15 protein-coding genes are annotated in these 13,197 nt (G+C 53.8%); 9 read left to right on the forward strand and 6 right to left on the reverse strand.

Features of this window, described 5'->3' with window-relative positions; all coding sequences use genetic code 11:
* Positions 1 to 126 precede the first annotated feature (126 nt).
* The 4 genes from ABHF33_RS08235 to ABHF33_RS08250 all read left to right on the forward strand — a co-directional run bounded on the left by ABHF33_RS08235 (position 127) and on the right by ABHF33_RS08250 (position 4,973).
* Complete coding sequence (locus ABHF33_RS08235; RefSeq protein ID WP_348946514.1) at positions 127 to 498, forward strand: hypothetical protein; 372 nt, start codon at positions 127 to 129, stop codon at positions 496 to 498.
* Between the two features lie 177 nt (positions 499 to 675).
* Entirely contained in the window at positions 676 to 1,539 is an 864-nt protein-coding gene (locus ABHF33_RS08240; protein ID WP_348946515.1) for a hypothetical protein, read from the forward strand.
* A gap of 249 nt (positions 1,540 to 1,788) precedes the next feature.
* Complete coding sequence (locus ABHF33_RS08245; protein ID WP_348946516.1) at positions 1,789 to 2,256, forward strand: ASCH domain-containing protein; 468 nt, start codon at positions 1,789 to 1,791, stop codon at positions 2,254 to 2,256.
* Positions 2,257 to 3,461: 1,205 nt separating this feature from the next.
* Positions 3,462 to 4,973 (forward strand): AAA family ATPase, encoded by a 1,512-nt coding sequence (locus tag ABHF33_RS08250; RefSeq protein ID WP_348946517.1) that lies wholly within the window; start codon positions 3,462 to 3,464, stop codon positions 4,971 to 4,973.
* Positions 4,974 to 5,132: 159 nt separating this feature from the next.
* Here ABHF33_RS08250 and ABHF33_RS08255 read toward each other — a convergent pair whose 3' ends face one another.
* A complete protein-coding gene (locus ABHF33_RS08255; RefSeq protein WP_348946518.1) occupies positions 5,133 to 5,519 on the reverse strand; it encodes a VOC family protein in 387 nt (128 codons plus the stop codon).
* 180 nt (positions 5,520 to 5,699) lie between these two features.
* Between ABHF33_RS08255 and ABHF33_RS08260 the strand changes: the two genes are divergently transcribed.
* Complete coding sequence (locus ABHF33_RS08260) at positions 5,700 to 6,587, forward strand: fructosamine kinase family protein (RefSeq protein WP_348946519.1); 888 nt, start codon at positions 5,700 to 5,702, stop codon at positions 6,585 to 6,587.
* Here the strand turns inward: ABHF33_RS08260 and ABHF33_RS08265 are convergent.
* A complete protein-coding gene (locus ABHF33_RS08265; protein WP_348946520.1) occupies positions 6,584 to 7,753 on the reverse strand; it encodes an alpha/beta hydrolase family protein in 1,170 nt (389 codons plus the stop codon). The two genes, ABHF33_RS08260 and ABHF33_RS08265, sit on opposite strands and share 4 nt — an antisense overlap.
* A gap of 144 nt (positions 7,754 to 7,897) precedes the next feature.
* Here ABHF33_RS08265 and ABHF33_RS08270 point away from each other — a divergent pair, with 144 nt between their 5' ends.
* On the forward strand, positions 7,898 to 8,431 hold the full coding sequence (locus ABHF33_RS08270) for an ankyrin repeat domain-containing protein (RefSeq protein ID WP_348946521.1): 534 nt from the start codon (positions 7,898 to 7,900) through the stop codon (positions 8,429 to 8,431).
* Between the two features lie 150 nt (positions 8,432 to 8,581).
* The gene (locus ABHF33_RS08275) at positions 8,582 to 9,646 is read left to right on the forward strand and encodes a bifunctional transcriptional activator/DNA repair enzyme AdaA (RefSeq protein WP_348946522.1); all 1,065 of its coding nucleotides are present in this window, start codon (positions 8,582 to 8,584) and stop codon (positions 9,644 to 9,646) included.
* Positions 9,647 to 9,756: 110 nt separating this feature from the next.
* Here the strand turns inward: ABHF33_RS08275 and ABHF33_RS08280 are convergent, their stop codons facing one another.
* Entirely contained in the window at positions 9,757 to 10,401 is a 645-nt protein-coding gene (locus ABHF33_RS08280; protein ID WP_348946523.1) for an NAD(P)-dependent oxidoreductase, read from the reverse strand.
* A 121-nt stretch (positions 10,402 to 10,522) separates the two neighbouring features.
* Here ABHF33_RS08280 and ABHF33_RS08285 point away from each other — a divergent pair, with 121 nt between their 5' ends.
* Together ABHF33_RS08285 and ABHF33_RS08290 are read left to right on the forward strand one after the other, a co-directional pair.
* On the forward strand, positions 10,523 to 11,404 hold the full coding sequence (locus ABHF33_RS08285) for a LysR family transcriptional regulator (protein ID WP_348946524.1): 882 nt from the start codon (positions 10,523 to 10,525) through the stop codon (positions 11,402 to 11,404).
* A 134-nt stretch (positions 11,405 to 11,538) separates the two neighbouring features.
* Positions 11,539 to 11,787, forward strand: coding sequence for a hypothetical protein (locus ABHF33_RS08290; RefSeq protein ID WP_348946525.1), 249 nt, complete (start codon positions 11,539 to 11,541; stop codon positions 11,785 to 11,787).
* A 184-nt stretch (positions 11,788 to 11,971) separates the two neighbouring features.
* On the opposite strand, the gene ABHF33_RS08295 is transcribed toward ABHF33_RS08290, so the two are convergent.
* From ABHF33_RS08295 to ABHF33_RS17005, 3 genes are all read right to left on the reverse strand, one after another.
* Positions 11,972 to 12,262 (reverse strand): putative quinol monooxygenase, encoded by a 291-nt coding sequence (locus tag ABHF33_RS08295; RefSeq protein ID WP_348946526.1) that lies wholly within the window; start codon positions 12,260 to 12,262, stop codon positions 11,972 to 11,974.
* Positions 12,263 to 12,373: 111 nt separating this feature from the next.
* The gene (locus ABHF33_RS08300) at positions 12,374 to 12,970 is read right to left on the reverse strand and encodes an SDR family NAD(P)-dependent oxidoreductase (RefSeq protein ID WP_348946527.1); all 597 of its coding nucleotides are present in this window, start codon (positions 12,968 to 12,970) and stop codon (positions 12,374 to 12,376) included.
* Positions 12,924 to 13,139 carry an SDR family NAD(P)-dependent oxidoreductase gene (locus ABHF33_RS17005; RefSeq protein WP_432803977.1) on the reverse strand — a complete coding sequence of 72 codons (216 nt, stop codon included), beginning with the start codon at positions 13,137 to 13,139 and terminating at the stop codon, positions 12,924 to 12,926. Before ABHF33_RS17005 ends, ABHF33_RS08300 begins: the two co-directional genes overlap by 47 nt.
* Between the last annotated feature and the right edge of the window lie 58 nt (positions 13,140 to 13,197).

The following is a 13,197-nucleotide window of genomic DNA, read 5'->3' on the forward strand; positions in this document are numbered from 1 at the left end:
GCAATTACGCCCCACGCCGTACCCTGCTAGACAGCCCGCAGCCGATGCGCTACTAATGTGCAGTCTCAAAGGCTCAATCAAGCCCCAAGCCTTACCCCGCTCACCGCCCAAATTGTGGACGCCATCATGACGCTGTATTTCACCTTTATCGGCTACGGCAGCATTGTGCTGGCGCTATGGCTATTGGCCTACCGGATCAGATTTGTCCTCACCGCCACCCGCATTACCGGCACGGTGCGTGCCGTGGTAACGCGCAATTCGCTCACCGAAGGCACGCAATCCAGACATCTCAAAATCGCCTACCGCTGCCCCGGCCAGCATGAAGCCGACTACATCGCCGACAACTCACTGCTGGTGTATCTGTATCGGGCGGGCGAGCCGATCAAGCTGGCGGTCAAAAACCAGCGCGTGATCGTCAACACCCCGCTCAACCTGCTGGCCGCGCCCACCGTCCTGTTTGCCATGGGCGCAATCACGCTGTATACGCTGGTGCCGTAAACCCAGAAAAGCAAGGCATCTTCGACGCGAAGCGGCAATACGCCAAGTGGCAGTGTGGTATACGGAAGTGGAATCTTTGCCTACGGCGTACCGTGGTAAACCCCACCGAAATATTTACCTATAGCTTTCAAAAAGACATCCGATACAGTAGGGATCAACGATAAAGGCGGCCCTGCGATGAACCCGATCCAATTCCAGCTCAAGCCCTTGCTGACCCAGCTTGCCCGAGCCGACAATCAGCGCGATACCCGGCAGCAGGGCGAAAGCAGCGGGGCCAAGCACATTGGGCTCGATTTTTTCTCGCGCGCAAAAGAGATCAACACCCAAGCCGTGCAAGACCGCAAAAGCGCCGCCAAAGCCCGCATGGCCGAACTCAAACAGCGGATTGAAAACATGATGCGCTTTGCTGGCATCGGCAAAGGCAATCCGCGCTTGGTGGCCGAGCTGGCCAAAGAGCTCAAAGCGCTGGTGGCGCAATACGGCGGCAGCACAGGCGCAGCCGTGGGCATGCCCGCCAGTGATAACGCCAGCAACACAAGTAATCCCAGCCAGGCCGCCACCGCCGGGCAAACTGGCAGCGAGCAAGCCAGCGCAGCCGCCGAGCTGGCAGAAAGCGCCACATCAGCCAGCGATAAAACCAGCAGCGACGAAAAAGCCAGCGCAGCGCGCACCGAACCATCCGCCGAGAAAACCGACGACCCACACCAGCGCGGCGATGGCATGCAATGCTCGGCAGAGCGGCGGCCAAGTGGGGCAGGTGATGCAGGCGATAAGGAATTTTTTGCCGAAGTGAAAAAGCTGAGCAGCAAACTGAAGCAATTGCTGGCCATGGAAAACCGCCAACTCAAAACCGAAATGGATCAACGCGAGCTGCGCGCCGCCAAAAAAAGCATCCAAGACGTCGCAGAAGCCGTGCAAAAAGCCGAAACCAGCGTGGCCGATGAGCAAGCACAAATTGCGATACAGCAAGGCGGCGCAATCTACAGCGCCAGCGGCGAAGCCAGCGTGAGCAGCACAGGCAATCTATCGGTGTTTGCCTAAGAACGGTAGGGCGCGGTTAGCCGAAGGCGTAACCCGCCAATCAGCATCCGAATCCACAAACATCAATCAGCGCGGGTCAAGACCCGCCCTACAAGGCTCATTGCAATAGAATGTCCTAACTTGGCAACTTATTTGTTCAAATATGCGCAGTGGACGCGATTGGTGAGCCGCCGAATTTAATCGCACGCGTTCAGCATCACAGACAGCAATAGATCGAAAAATATCAACCACGACATAGGGCAAGATACGATGCAGTCGTCAATTTCGGAATTGTGGAACCACTATCGCTCGCTGGACGCCGCGGCTCCTGCGGCTCTGCCGCTCTCATACTGCTTCAGCGACAATGCTGAGGAGGCGGACGCTCTTCTGGAGCTCATCTTGTCGGGCCGCAAATGTGCGACCGCGCCATCCGTCGCCGAATTACAGATCGCCGGCGACCCTATCCCCAAGCCGGGCGACTTCGCGATAGTGACGGACTGGAATGGCATGGCGCGAGCCATTATCCGAACACGGGCCGTTGAAATTCGACGGTTCGGCGATGTGGACGAGGATTTTGCTCGGATCGAGGGTGAAGGCGATCAGACATTGGGCTGGTGGCGGGAGGCTCACCGTAGCTATTACACCCGCGTCCTTGCCGGAACGGATCATGCCGTTGATGACGACCTTGAGATCGTCTGCGAACAATTCGATCTCGTCTATCCGGGATCAGCGGCGTAGGGCGTCATCGGCGAAGGTATTATGCCGTATGCGTGGCCGCTTACATTGCCGCCATCAGCAGCCATGTTGCTCCGGTTGAATGTTGTCGCCGACCGAAAATTGACCCACTTTAGCTAGTTGTGCCGATCCAAAATTGACTCAGGTGTTCTCCTTGTTCTGCTTAATGCTTAGGCAGCACAGGAGGGCGTATTCGACGCGAAGCGACAATACGCCAAGCGGAAGCGTGGCATACGTTAGAGAATGCCTTTGCATGCGGCGATTACGTACGCCGTACCGTAGCAATTAGAGCAGGGGTATATCAATCAAGAGCAATCTGAATATTATCTTCAGGGCAATACAACGGCAGGTATATGCTGACATCGTGGTATTGGCCTGCTGCGCAGGCGGTGAATCGGCGGTTTTTCCCACCAAACGAACAAATCAGGTTTTATGCGGCTACGCCGCAAGATTTGAATGCGCGTTCCGCCGCGCGGGCAGGTAGGGGGCTTTGCTTCTCCAAAGCCCCCTACACCCCAAAGGAGCCCCCCGCCTGCGGCCCTCCGGGCTACCCTCAGTCGGTCGCGAGCCAAACGATAAAGCCATTTGTCTCGCTCCACTCCTTCGGCGATGGGCGACAGGGGATTTCAAGCCCCAGACCAACGAGCGCAAACAGAATATGCATGGGGTATATCAGTAAAAACATGGCCTAAATTAACCTACAGAGCCACACCCAGGCATGTATATTCCCGAATCTTTGGTCTGCACCATCTCCCCTGCAGCAGCGCCGAGCGAGGAAGAAGCGGCAAGGGGTTTCGGCGGGCTCTGTTTTGTTAAAGCCCGCCGCCTTGCCGATTATCCGCAGCGAGGGCATCCCGCGTAGCGGGACGCAGATGCCGGGGTCGCCTTTCTTTGCTGACTTTCTTTGGCGAAGCAAAGAAAGTCAGTGCCGCGGCGCACAGCCGCCAATACCGCCCTAACGCAAAACCACCGCACACCATATCGTGGCCTTGAGTAAAGATTCGCTTTTCATCAACAAAGCTAACAATTTTCCATCAAATAGCTGACGGTGATTTTTCAATTGGATAAGATGTTATAACTCGACGAACGGTAGGGCGTATTCGACGCGAAGCGGTAATACGCCAGTCAATGACTCAATAAATGTACGTGGTAGGCATGCGGTGTAATGCCTTCTACGCAGCACCACGGCACTCAAAAAGGCGTATTCGATGACTGAAAGTAAAAAACTAGAATCAGTATTCACATTATCAGGGGTGCCCGACTTCACGTTTGTTGAGCCACAAGAATATACGCGATTATTTGTGGCATTAAGAACCAAAGGGCGAGGAATTGTAATCGAAGGCCCTTCTGGTATTGGTAAAACAACCTGCGTGTTAAAAGCTTTAGAACGACTTGGCCTTAATAGTGAAGAAGTAAGTATTTTATCAGCACGAAAAAAAAAGGATGTACAAAAAATACAAGATATTATTAACCAAGGAGAAGGCTTTGGAACAGTACTAATTGATGACTTTCATAAACTAGATGACAATAAGAAAACCAGCCTTTCTAATTTATTGAAGACACTTGCTGACGAAGGTGATGAAAATTCGAAATTGGTGATAATTGGCATCAACAAGACGGGGCATTCTTTGCTAACATACTCGTCCGACTTGAGAAATAGAATTGACATTATCAAATTCGAAGCCAATTCAGAAGAAAAGTTAGAAGAGCTTCTAGAGAAAGGAGAAAGCGCCCTCAACATTAAAATCAATGTAAAAAATGAAATAGTCAGCGAGTCGCAAGGAAGTTTTCATATTGCGCAAATGCTTGCTCATCATGCTTGTTTGAAAAGTGGAATCACAGAAGAGCGCGCCGAACTGACAGAAACTTCAGTTAGCTTTGAAACTTTAAAAGAATTTATTCTTGACGACCTGTCAATTAGCTTTGATGCTTTAGTAATTAACTTTTGCAAAGGCCAAAGGGTAAAAAAAGGCAGTCGAGCTCCATATTTTCATGTTTTATATTGGCTATCGAAATCAAGCACAATGGATTTGATAATCTCAGATGAGTTGAATAGAAATCCAAAACACAAAAATAGCGTAGGCCAAATTCTAACAAAAAACCATCTAATTGATCACTTTTTGAGCAACCCTAGCTATTCAGAAGTGATATTCTATAACAATGAAACCACAGGAATTTCAGTTGAGGATCCAAAATTTTTCTATTACATAAAGAACTTGGCTTGGGCCAAGGTTGCAAAGAAAATCGGATTTCATGCGATTGAGTTCAAATCAACCTATGACTTTGCATTATCCTTTGCTGGAGCGGAACGGGAGTATGCCGAATATCTATTCAAGAAATTAGCCGAAAATGAAATGTCCGTATTTTATGACTTTAATGAGCAATCAAGGATACTATCAAATAACGTCGAGGAGTATTTAGCTCCCATTTATCGCGCCGACTCTCAATTCATTATTCCAATTCTAAGTAGCCACTACCCAACACGGATTTGGTGCAAATTCGAAGCAGATCAATTCAAAATAAGATTTGGCGAAAATGCAATAATTCCACTCAGATTATCAGATTGCACAGTGGGAATGTTTGATGAATCAAATGGAGTAGGAGGATTTACTTTAGATGTGAATGCTGAAATTAATCCTCAATTAGATAAATTTGCAAATATTTTAGCAGATAAAATACACGACTTGAGGGCTGAAGAAATGGCAGAAGAAGGTTGCTGACGCCTTACACAACGCAATCCATATAGCCGTGTAGGGCGGTAGCGACCCGTGCTGATCGGTGTTGTTGAATCGCATGCTAATTGGCGGGTTATCCCCCAAGGAGACTTCCTGTGGGGCGCGCCCTCGGCTAACCCGCCCGTCGAGACTTTACGATCCAACCTATTGCATTGAATGAAGGCCAATCATATTGCCTTCGGTATCGACCACCATCGCGATAAAACCATGCTCGCCAATCGACATTTTGGGCTTAAAGATTTCGCCACCATTGGCTGCCGCTCGTTCGGCCTCCACGGCGCAATCGTCACACGCGAAATAGACCATCGTACTACCGCCAGACGGGCAGCCTGCCATTTTTACGAGTGCGCCAGCAGCACCCGTGCCTTCCATTGACATGGGAAACGCCCACATTTCCATATCAGCAAAACCCTCGGGATCAGGATTCTTTAGTTCCTCCAATGAGCCTTGGAATACCGCTTCGTAAAATGCCTTGGCACGGGCCATGTCTTGAACATAAATTTCAAACCAAGCAACTGGATTACTTTTCATTCGGCTTTTCCTTTTATTCGTTAATCAAACTGAGTCAGCGAGTGGTAATTATGAGTGGGCGCACGAGAGAAAAACAAGGCTTGCCGTGCGATTTATCCCCACAGCTTAGCCTGACGCAAAACCCGCTCAATGCCCTCGCACTACAATCAAGGCCTCCACCTTTTGTTGGTAGCGAATAGCATGCCCAATTTGATTACCGCTCTCGAATCCGCCATCACCGCCACCACCGGCCAGCCGTTTCACGTGAAACAGCAGCGTAGCGTCGGCGGCGGCTGTATTAATCAGGCCTTGGTGATTAGCGACACCACCGACCCGACGCGGCAATATTTTGTGAAGACCAATCGCGCGGCGCTGCATGGCATGTTTGTGGCCGAGGCGGCGGGGCTGGTGGCACTGGGTGAGGGGATGCGGGTGCCGTTGCCGATTGCGCATGGGGTGAGCGGCGGCACGGCGTGGCTGGTGTTGGAATATTTGCCGCTGGCCGGTTCGCCCGATCCAGCGGCGATGGGTGAGGCATTGGCGCGGGTGCATCAAATCATGCCAAGCGGTACGCCGCGCTTTGGTTGGGATATTGATAACACCATCGGCAGCACGCCGCAAAGCAATCGCTGGCACGCGAGCTGGATCGATTTCTGGCGCGAGGAACGCTTGCTACCGCAGTTCAAAATGGCGCGACAAAACGGCTGTGATTTTGGCGCGGCGGGCGCGAAGCTACTCGATAAAATCCCCGAATTTTTTCGCGATTACACACCACAGCCGAGCCTGCTGCATGGAGATTTGTGGGGTGGCAATGCGGCGGAGCTGGCGGATGGTACGCCGGTCGTGTTCGATCCCGCCTGCTATTTTGGCGACCGCGAGTGCGACTTGGCGATGACCGAGCTATTCGGCGGCTTCGGCCCGCGCTTTTTCGCAGCCTATCACGCGGCATGGCCGATTGATGCGGGCTACGCGCAGCGCAAGACGCTGTATAACTTGTATCACATCATCAATCATGTGAATTTATTCGGCAGCGGCTACGAGGGACAGGCGCGGCAGATGATGGCCAGTTTGCTGAGGGCGGTGAATTAATGACGCTTGAACACGCCGTTCAAGCGAGCGGCGACGGCCAGTGCCGTCCGCAACAGCCTGCCCAGCAGGCCAATACGGCACAGCCCCAGTATTAGCCGCCAGCGCAATGATGCCCACAGCCCGGCAGGTGCGGCCGCTAGCGTTGTGGGCACAGGGCACGCTGGCAAGCCTTGTCCGGCATCCAGCCACTGTAGCGCGGTGCTGATTTGCACGAGCACCGCACGGTGAACTTGCCCGCGCTCGACGCCTTGCGGGTCACAGGCAAATACGGGCAAGGTGGCACGGCCATGCGCGGTGGCTTCGGCCAGCCAGACATAGTGTCCAGCGCCGGGAACCCGCGTAAATGTGCTGTGCGGCAATTGGCTAAATAGCAGGGTGGCATTGATCAGCGGTGGAGTTTGCCCATCGTGCTGCCCGCAAAATATTTGCACAGGCTTTTCTATAGCGCGCAGGCTGGCGGGCTGCAAAAAAGGAATCATGGCGGGCGCAAGCACAATCGCACTGCGGATGCGTGGGTCGGCACAGGATTTGCCCGCCGTTGCAAAGTAGGCCTGATAGCGGGCATCACGCTTCATCTGCACGTAATTATCAAAAAAATTAGGCAGCTCCGGGATGGCCAGCTGGCGGGAAAACGGGCTGGCACAAAAATCATCGAACGCCTGCAGATTCAAACGGGCTCCCAGCATTGCCAGCGCGGTATAGCCACCAATAGAAAAACCCGCCGCGTCGATACGGGCAGAGTCGATGGTAAATTCAGCCATGGCCAGATCCAGCACGCAGGATAGATCAGTCGCCCGCGCCCACCAGATGGCAAACCCCGCCGCGTGATACGGCTCAGTAGCACAATGGCCGTGGTGATTCAGTGCTATCGCCAGATAGCCTGCCCGCGCGAGTGCAGTGCCCAGCCAGGCCATTTGCAAGGCCGAGCCACCCGTACCGTGCGATAGCAACACGCAAGGCAAAGCGCCAGCAATCGGCGCTGCATCACGCACCGCCATGCCTGCGTCAAAACATGGCGCTACCGGGTCACCAAAAGGTATGCGCTGCTCGCCGCTGGCCAGCGTGGGATACCAAATCTCGCATTGCAGCGGTCTGGCCGCAGTGTCATCCCAATTGCGGCGCTGATTGTCCTGCCAGCTGCGGCTGGTCCATCCGGCACGATACATGCAGCACATCACTGATGAGAAAGAAGGGTGCAAGCATAATGAAATACGCGGCAAATCGCTACGCACATTCGCGAGTGAGGGATTTAATAGGCTGGCGCGGCTGATTTGGATTTATGATGGGCGCAATTACATAAGGCAGACTTCATGATGACTTTACGACACCTGCTGCCCACTGGGCTGCTTACGCTTGCAACGCTATATCTGGCCGGGGCGGCTTATAACCTGCACCGGCTGGATATCGAGCAGGCGCTGGTATGCGCCGATGAAGGTGGGCTGCTGATTCCGGCAGCGGCGCAGGTGTGCCGCGCTTATGTATTTCAGCTGCGCGGCACAGCGGACGATATTGCCCGGCTGCAGGCGGGGGCGGGTATGGGCTTTGTGGTGCAAGGCCGCGCCAGTGCGCAGCATAAAGCCGAGCTAGTGGCTTTTTTTCAGGCGCGCGGGCTAGATATTAATCAGCCGGACGCGCAAGGCTGGCTGCCGCTGCATGCGTCCATTCTGGCGCGCCAGCCCGATGAAGTGGCGATCTTGCTAGCGCATGGCGCAGACCCGCTGCGCGTGAATAATCAGCAGCAAACGGCGCTGGCTTTGGCGCAAGCACTGCAACAGCGCAAGCCCGATACCAAGATGCAGCGCATTATTGCGCTATTGCAGGCGCGCCCAGCGGCGGGGCACTAAGCAGCACTGACCTGGCTTATGTGCCAGCACCGACGGCCACTCAAAAATACTCGTCCAGTTTTCGGTTGTTGTGCAGCGGGCGTTTTCCGTATTGTGGATGTATGCGCTGCACGTGGGCGGCGTGATGGTGATTCAGGCAGGGATTTAACGATGCGTATTGTGGATGAAGAGCAGATTGATCGCTTTTATCAGGCCCTGCTTGATCGCTCGCCCGAATATGTGGGCAGCTTTTTTGTTGGCGTGAAAACCACTTCGGTGTTTTGTATTGCGACCTGCCGGGCGCGCAAGCCCAAGCGCGAAAATGTCGAGTTTTATACCGGCTTTAAAGACGCGCTGGATGCAGGCTACCGCCCGTGCAAGATTTGCCGCCCCACCGAAAATGCGCATTCAGCACCGCCGCAGGTGGAGCAGGCTTTGCAGCTGCTGCGGCAGAACCCAAAGCAAAAACTCAGCGATTTTCAGCTACGCCAACTGGGGATTAGCCCGGAAGTTTTGCGCCGCTGGTTTGGCCAGCACTACGGGCTGACTTTTCAGGCTTTTCAACGCATGCTGCGCATCAATACCGCGCTGGAAGAATTAAAAACCGGCAAAAGGGCGCTGGAAACCGCATACGAATCCGGCTACGAGTCGCTCAGCGGCTTTGCCTACACCTATAAAAAACTCACCGGAGCCAGCCCGATGCACAATACCGATTCGGCCGTGATCCTGATTCACCGCTTTACCACGCCGCTGGGGCCAATGTTTGTTTGCGCCAGCGAGCAGGGCGTGTGTCTGCTGGAATTTGTCGACCGCCGCATGCTGGAAACCGAGTTTCAGGATTTGCAGCGCCGTTTGCAAGCAAGAATCATCGCCGGGGAAAACCAGCATACCCGGCAAGCCGAGCAGGAGATCAGCGAATATTTTGCTGGCACGCGGCAGACTTTTTCCGTGGCGATTCATGCGCCGGGCACGGCGTTTCAACAGGCGGTCTGGCAGGCTTTGCTGAATGTGCCGTATGGCACAACGGCTTCGTATCAGGCGCAGGCCAATGTGATCGGCAAGCCGCAAGCAGTGCGCGCAGTGGCATCGGCCAATGGCTGCAATCGCATTGCAATTATTATTCCCTGCCATCGGATTATCGGCAAAGATGGCTCACTGACCGGCTACGCAGGCGGGCTGGAGCGCAAACGCTGGCTGATTGCCCATGAGCTGGAGCACGCCAGCCAGCCCGGCTGAGTGCCACCAACCCAGCATTCAGCCCACCCCGGCTTGCGCTGCAATAAGGGAGCTATCCTTTTGGGTGACATCTGGATCAGGCTGATACCGTTCTGCCACCCTCAGGCGTTTTACACGCTGGCTACGGTAAAGCGTTGCTGGATGTGCTTTGGCGTTTCGATTTCATCCACAATCGCCACGGCCAGATCGGCGACCGAAATGCCAGCCGGTTGTTCACCTGCAAACAACACATCGTCACCGCCCAGGCGATACTGGCCGCTGCGCTCGCCGGGGGCGAGAAAAACTGGCGGTGATACAAAGCGCCATTTCAGGCTGCTCTCAGTGCGTAGCAGGTTTAGCGCTTCGCGTGCGCCCAGTGCGCCTTCTTTCCATTCCGCCGGAAATTCGGGCGTGTCGATCAGTTGCACGCCCGGTGCAATATACAAGCTGCCCGCGCCGCCGACTTCCAGAAAATCGGCCACGCCAGCGGCCTTCACGCCCGCCACAATCGCATTGTGGCCTTGCAAAAACAGCGCCTGAATATCGGGCTTGCCCCAGCCGGGGTTAAACGCCGAAATCACCGCATCGTGCCCCGCCACGGCGGCAGCCATATCGGCCGCATCATAGGCATTACTGGCGCGGGCGGTAACTAATTCATGGGCGGGTACTTTGGCGACATTACTCACTAGCGCCGTCACCTGATGGCCACGCTGGGTGAGTTCTTGCAGGATGGCCGAGCCGACAAAACCTGTTGCACCGATAAGAGCGATTTTCATATTGTTTCCTTTGCATTGATGAGTGATTGAACAGTGAGATCATCATAATCACTTGCTTAATGCGCGATAAGCCGCCAAAAATGGCATTCATTGTTTAGCAAAACTTAATAGTGGGTGCGAAATGGATACATTGCGACGAATGGCGATTTTTGCGCGGGTGGTCGAGCTGGGCTCGATGAACGCCGCAGCCAAGGCGCTGGGTATGACGCCATCGGCGGTGAGCCAGCATTTAAGCAAGCTCGAAGCGCAGCACAATGTCTCCTTGCTGCATCGCACGACGCGCAAGCTAACACTCACCGAAGCGGGCAGTGTGTTTTATCAGGGCTGCGCCGATATGCTGGCGGCGGCGCAGCTGGCCGAGCAGCGCATTAGCGAGCTGCGCGATGCGCCCGTCGGCGAGCTGCGGCTGTCTGCGCCCACCGGCTTTGCTGGGCCGCTCATCAGCCAGGCGCTGGCACCGCTGCTCAAATTGCACCCCAAGCTGTCATTACGGCTGTTTTTTCATGACGAAATGATTGATCTGGTCAGCCATCGTATCGATCTGGCGCTGCGCGCGGGTGAGCTGAAAGATTCCAGCCTGATCGCCCGCCATCTGGCCGACTGGCCGAATGTGCTGGTGGCCGCACCGCAATATCTGGCCCGGCAGGCGGCGATCAAGCATCCGCAGCAATTGAGCGCGCTGGACTGGATCACCATAGAGGCTGGCCGTAGCGATTATGCGTTTTTCCACCCCGGCGGCGAGGTCGCCAAACCGCCGATTACCCCGCGCATTATCAGCAATAACATCGTGTCGGCACGCGAATTTGTGCTGGCAGGCATGGGGCTGGCGATTCAGCCCGAGCCGGAAGTGCGCAACGCGATTCAGGAAGGCCGCCTGATGGTTGTGCTGCCCGAATGGCAGCTACCCAGCATCGCCATCTACGCCGTAACACCACGCCGCGAGGCGCAACCGGCCAAGGTGCGCTACGCAATTGAGGCGCTAAAAGCACAGCTGGCTTTGTAATTATTCTGTTGAAAAAGTCGGGCGCTTGCCGCTGTTCACGAAAATCGATGCAAAACTCTAGTAAATCTGCCTGTTATTTAAGCAAATTCATGTCGATTTGCTGAATTATTAAGCAATTTCTAGGTGTGTTTGTCATGGAGCAGGAGAGAAACCGACTTTTTCAACAGAATATAATAGCAGCGGCCAGACGCGCCATGGATCATCCCTGTTTCGACCCGAAAAATTCCGCTCAAAAACATAGCGATGAAATACCTGCCACCAGAAAAATTCTGGCGCTGCCGCGTCTGACTGGGACGATGGCCGCTAAAGCACTGGAAAAACAGTCATTTTTATCCACAACACTTATCCACATGCCTCAATCACCATCGAGGCAAACTCGCTAAATCAATTTTGACCGAATTCCACACCGGCCAAATCCGGCGTTTTACCCGCTCTGCTTCGCAGGCAGCGCGGCTATCGAGCAATGGCAGGCAGGTCGAGATGGCGCTGAGTGCTGGCGTAGCCTTGATCAGTGAATACTGAGTTCACAGCAGCAAACCCCGATACTCAACCTTGGTCGGTTTCTTGTTAGGCGGTATTGGTTTGGAAAAACTGAACCACCTCGGTTAAATCTTGCGCCATATACTCTTGCGTATGAGGCATTTCAAAATGAGCCTTGAAAGCGGCTTCATCATCAAAACGCTCCCAGAGTAGAAAGCGGCTTGGCGTCGTTTGGTCGTGATGCAGGGTAAAAACTGAGCAACCCGGCTCAGTCAGCGTCTTTTCGCAAAGCGTCATCAGCGCCTGTTTTGTTGTGTGAATTTTGCTGGCGTCTTTTACTCTCAGCTCCGCCGTAATGTAGTACCCGTTTGTGAACATCCAGATTTTCCTTTCACAAAGCCATTGAGCTTGATTAACAATTTGACGCTCTGGGGGTGTGGGGATGAGGCGTCAGCACAGCATGACCATGCCTTAGCCTCATGACGCGCTTTAAATTTGTGTAAATCCACCATCAACACTTAGCTCAATACCATTGATGTAGCTTGCTGCTGCTGAAGCTAAAAATAACACCGCAGCTGCAATCTCATCAGTGTGTGCCATACGACCAGCAGGGGCTGCATCAACTAAATACGCCGCAAATTGGGCAATTTGTTCCTCGCTCATTTTCAAGCCATTTTCCATAATCGGCGTTCTGGTTACGCCCGGACTGATTGCGTTAACCCGAATTTGTTGATTTTTTAAATCATTGGCCCAAGAGCGGGCAAATGAGCGAACCGCCGCTTTGGATGCGCTATACAAACTTAAATTAGGCATACCTTTATTGCTCGCAACCGAAGCATTGAGCACGATACTGCCGCCATCATTCAGTAGTGGCAGCAAGGTTTGCACGGTGAAAAAAACGCCTTTGACATTGCTATCAAAAATACGGCTAAAGTCGGCTTCGTGAGTTGTACCCAGACTGTTATTGTGCGCCACCCCTGCGTTGGCAAAAATAACGTCGAGTCGGTCGCCGCGCTCCAGAATGGCCGTTTTCAGTTGTTCAATTTGCGCCAAATCGGCTACGTCGGTACGTAACGCCAATCGCATTGTTCCCCAAGCCAGCAACGGCGCTTGCGAGTTTATCGGCGTCGCGCCCGGTCATATAGACGCGCTTAGCGCCTTGCGCCAAAAAAGCTTGGGCGCTGGCTAAACCAATCCCGGAAGATGCGCCGGTAACAAGGACAATTTTGTTATGGAAAGAGGGGACTGAATTCATGCTGAGACCACTGAAAAGTGAAAACCGTAGTATCACCGCCGTTGATTGATGCAACAAT

The organism is Chitinibacter sp. FCG-7, from assembly GCF_040047665.1.
GTDB classification, from domain to species: domain Bacteria; phylum Pseudomonadota; class Gammaproteobacteria; order Burkholderiales; family Chitinibacteraceae; genus Chitinibacter; species Chitinibacter mangrovi.

Bases quoted from the DNA above. Each gene is read 5' to 3' on its own strand.
- ABHF33_RS08235 (WP_348946514.1), top strand. From the start codon at position 127: ATGACGCTGTATTTCACCTTTATCGGCTACGGCAGCATTGTGCTGGCG.
- ABHF33_RS08240 (WP_348946515.1), top strand. From the start codon at position 676: ATGAACCCGATCCAATTCCAGCTCAAGCCCTTGCTGACCCAGCTTGCC.
- ABHF33_RS08245 (WP_348946516.1), top strand. From the start codon at position 1,789: ATGCAGTCGTCAATTTCGGAATTGTGGAACCACTATCGCTCGCTGGAC.
- ABHF33_RS08250 (WP_348946517.1), top strand. From the start codon at position 3,462: ATGACTGAAAGTAAAAAACTAGAATCAGTATTCACATTATCAGGGGTG.
- ABHF33_RS08255 (WP_348946518.1), bottom strand. From the start codon at position 5,519: ATGAAAAGTAATCCAGTTGCTTGGTTTGAAATTTATGTTCAAGACATG.
- ABHF33_RS08260 (WP_348946519.1), top strand. From the start codon at position 5,700: ATGCCCAATTTGATTACCGCTCTCGAATCCGCCATCACCGCCACCACC.
- ABHF33_RS08265 (WP_348946520.1), bottom strand. From the start codon at position 7,753: ATGTATCGTGCCGGATGGACCAGCCGCAGCTGGCAGGACAATCAGCGC.
- ABHF33_RS08270 (WP_348946521.1), top strand. From the start codon at position 7,898: ATGATGACTTTACGACACCTGCTGCCCACTGGGCTGCTTACGCTTGCA.
- ABHF33_RS08275 (WP_348946522.1), top strand. From the start codon at position 8,582: ATGCGTATTGTGGATGAAGAGCAGATTGATCGCTTTTATCAGGCCCTG.
- ABHF33_RS08280 (WP_348946523.1), bottom strand. From the start codon at position 10,401: ATGAAAATCGCTCTTATCGGTGCAACAGGTTTTGTCGGCTCGGCCATC.
- ABHF33_RS08285 (WP_348946524.1), top strand. From the start codon at position 10,523: ATGGATACATTGCGACGAATGGCGATTTTTGCGCGGGTGGTCGAGCTG.
- ABHF33_RS08290 (WP_348946525.1), top strand. From the start codon at position 11,539: ATGGAGCAGGAGAGAAACCGACTTTTTCAACAGAATATAATAGCAGCG.
- ABHF33_RS08295 (WP_348946526.1), bottom strand. From the start codon at position 12,262: ATGTTCACAAACGGGTACTACATTACGGCGGAGCTGAGAGTAAAAGAC.
- ABHF33_RS08300 (WP_348946527.1), bottom strand. From the start codon at position 12,970: ATGCGATTGGCGTTACGTACCGACGTAGCCGATTTGGCGCAAATTGAA.
- ABHF33_RS17005 (WP_432803977.1), bottom strand. From the start codon at position 13,139: ATGAATTCAGTCCCCTCTTTCCATAACAAAATTGTCCTTGTTACCGGC.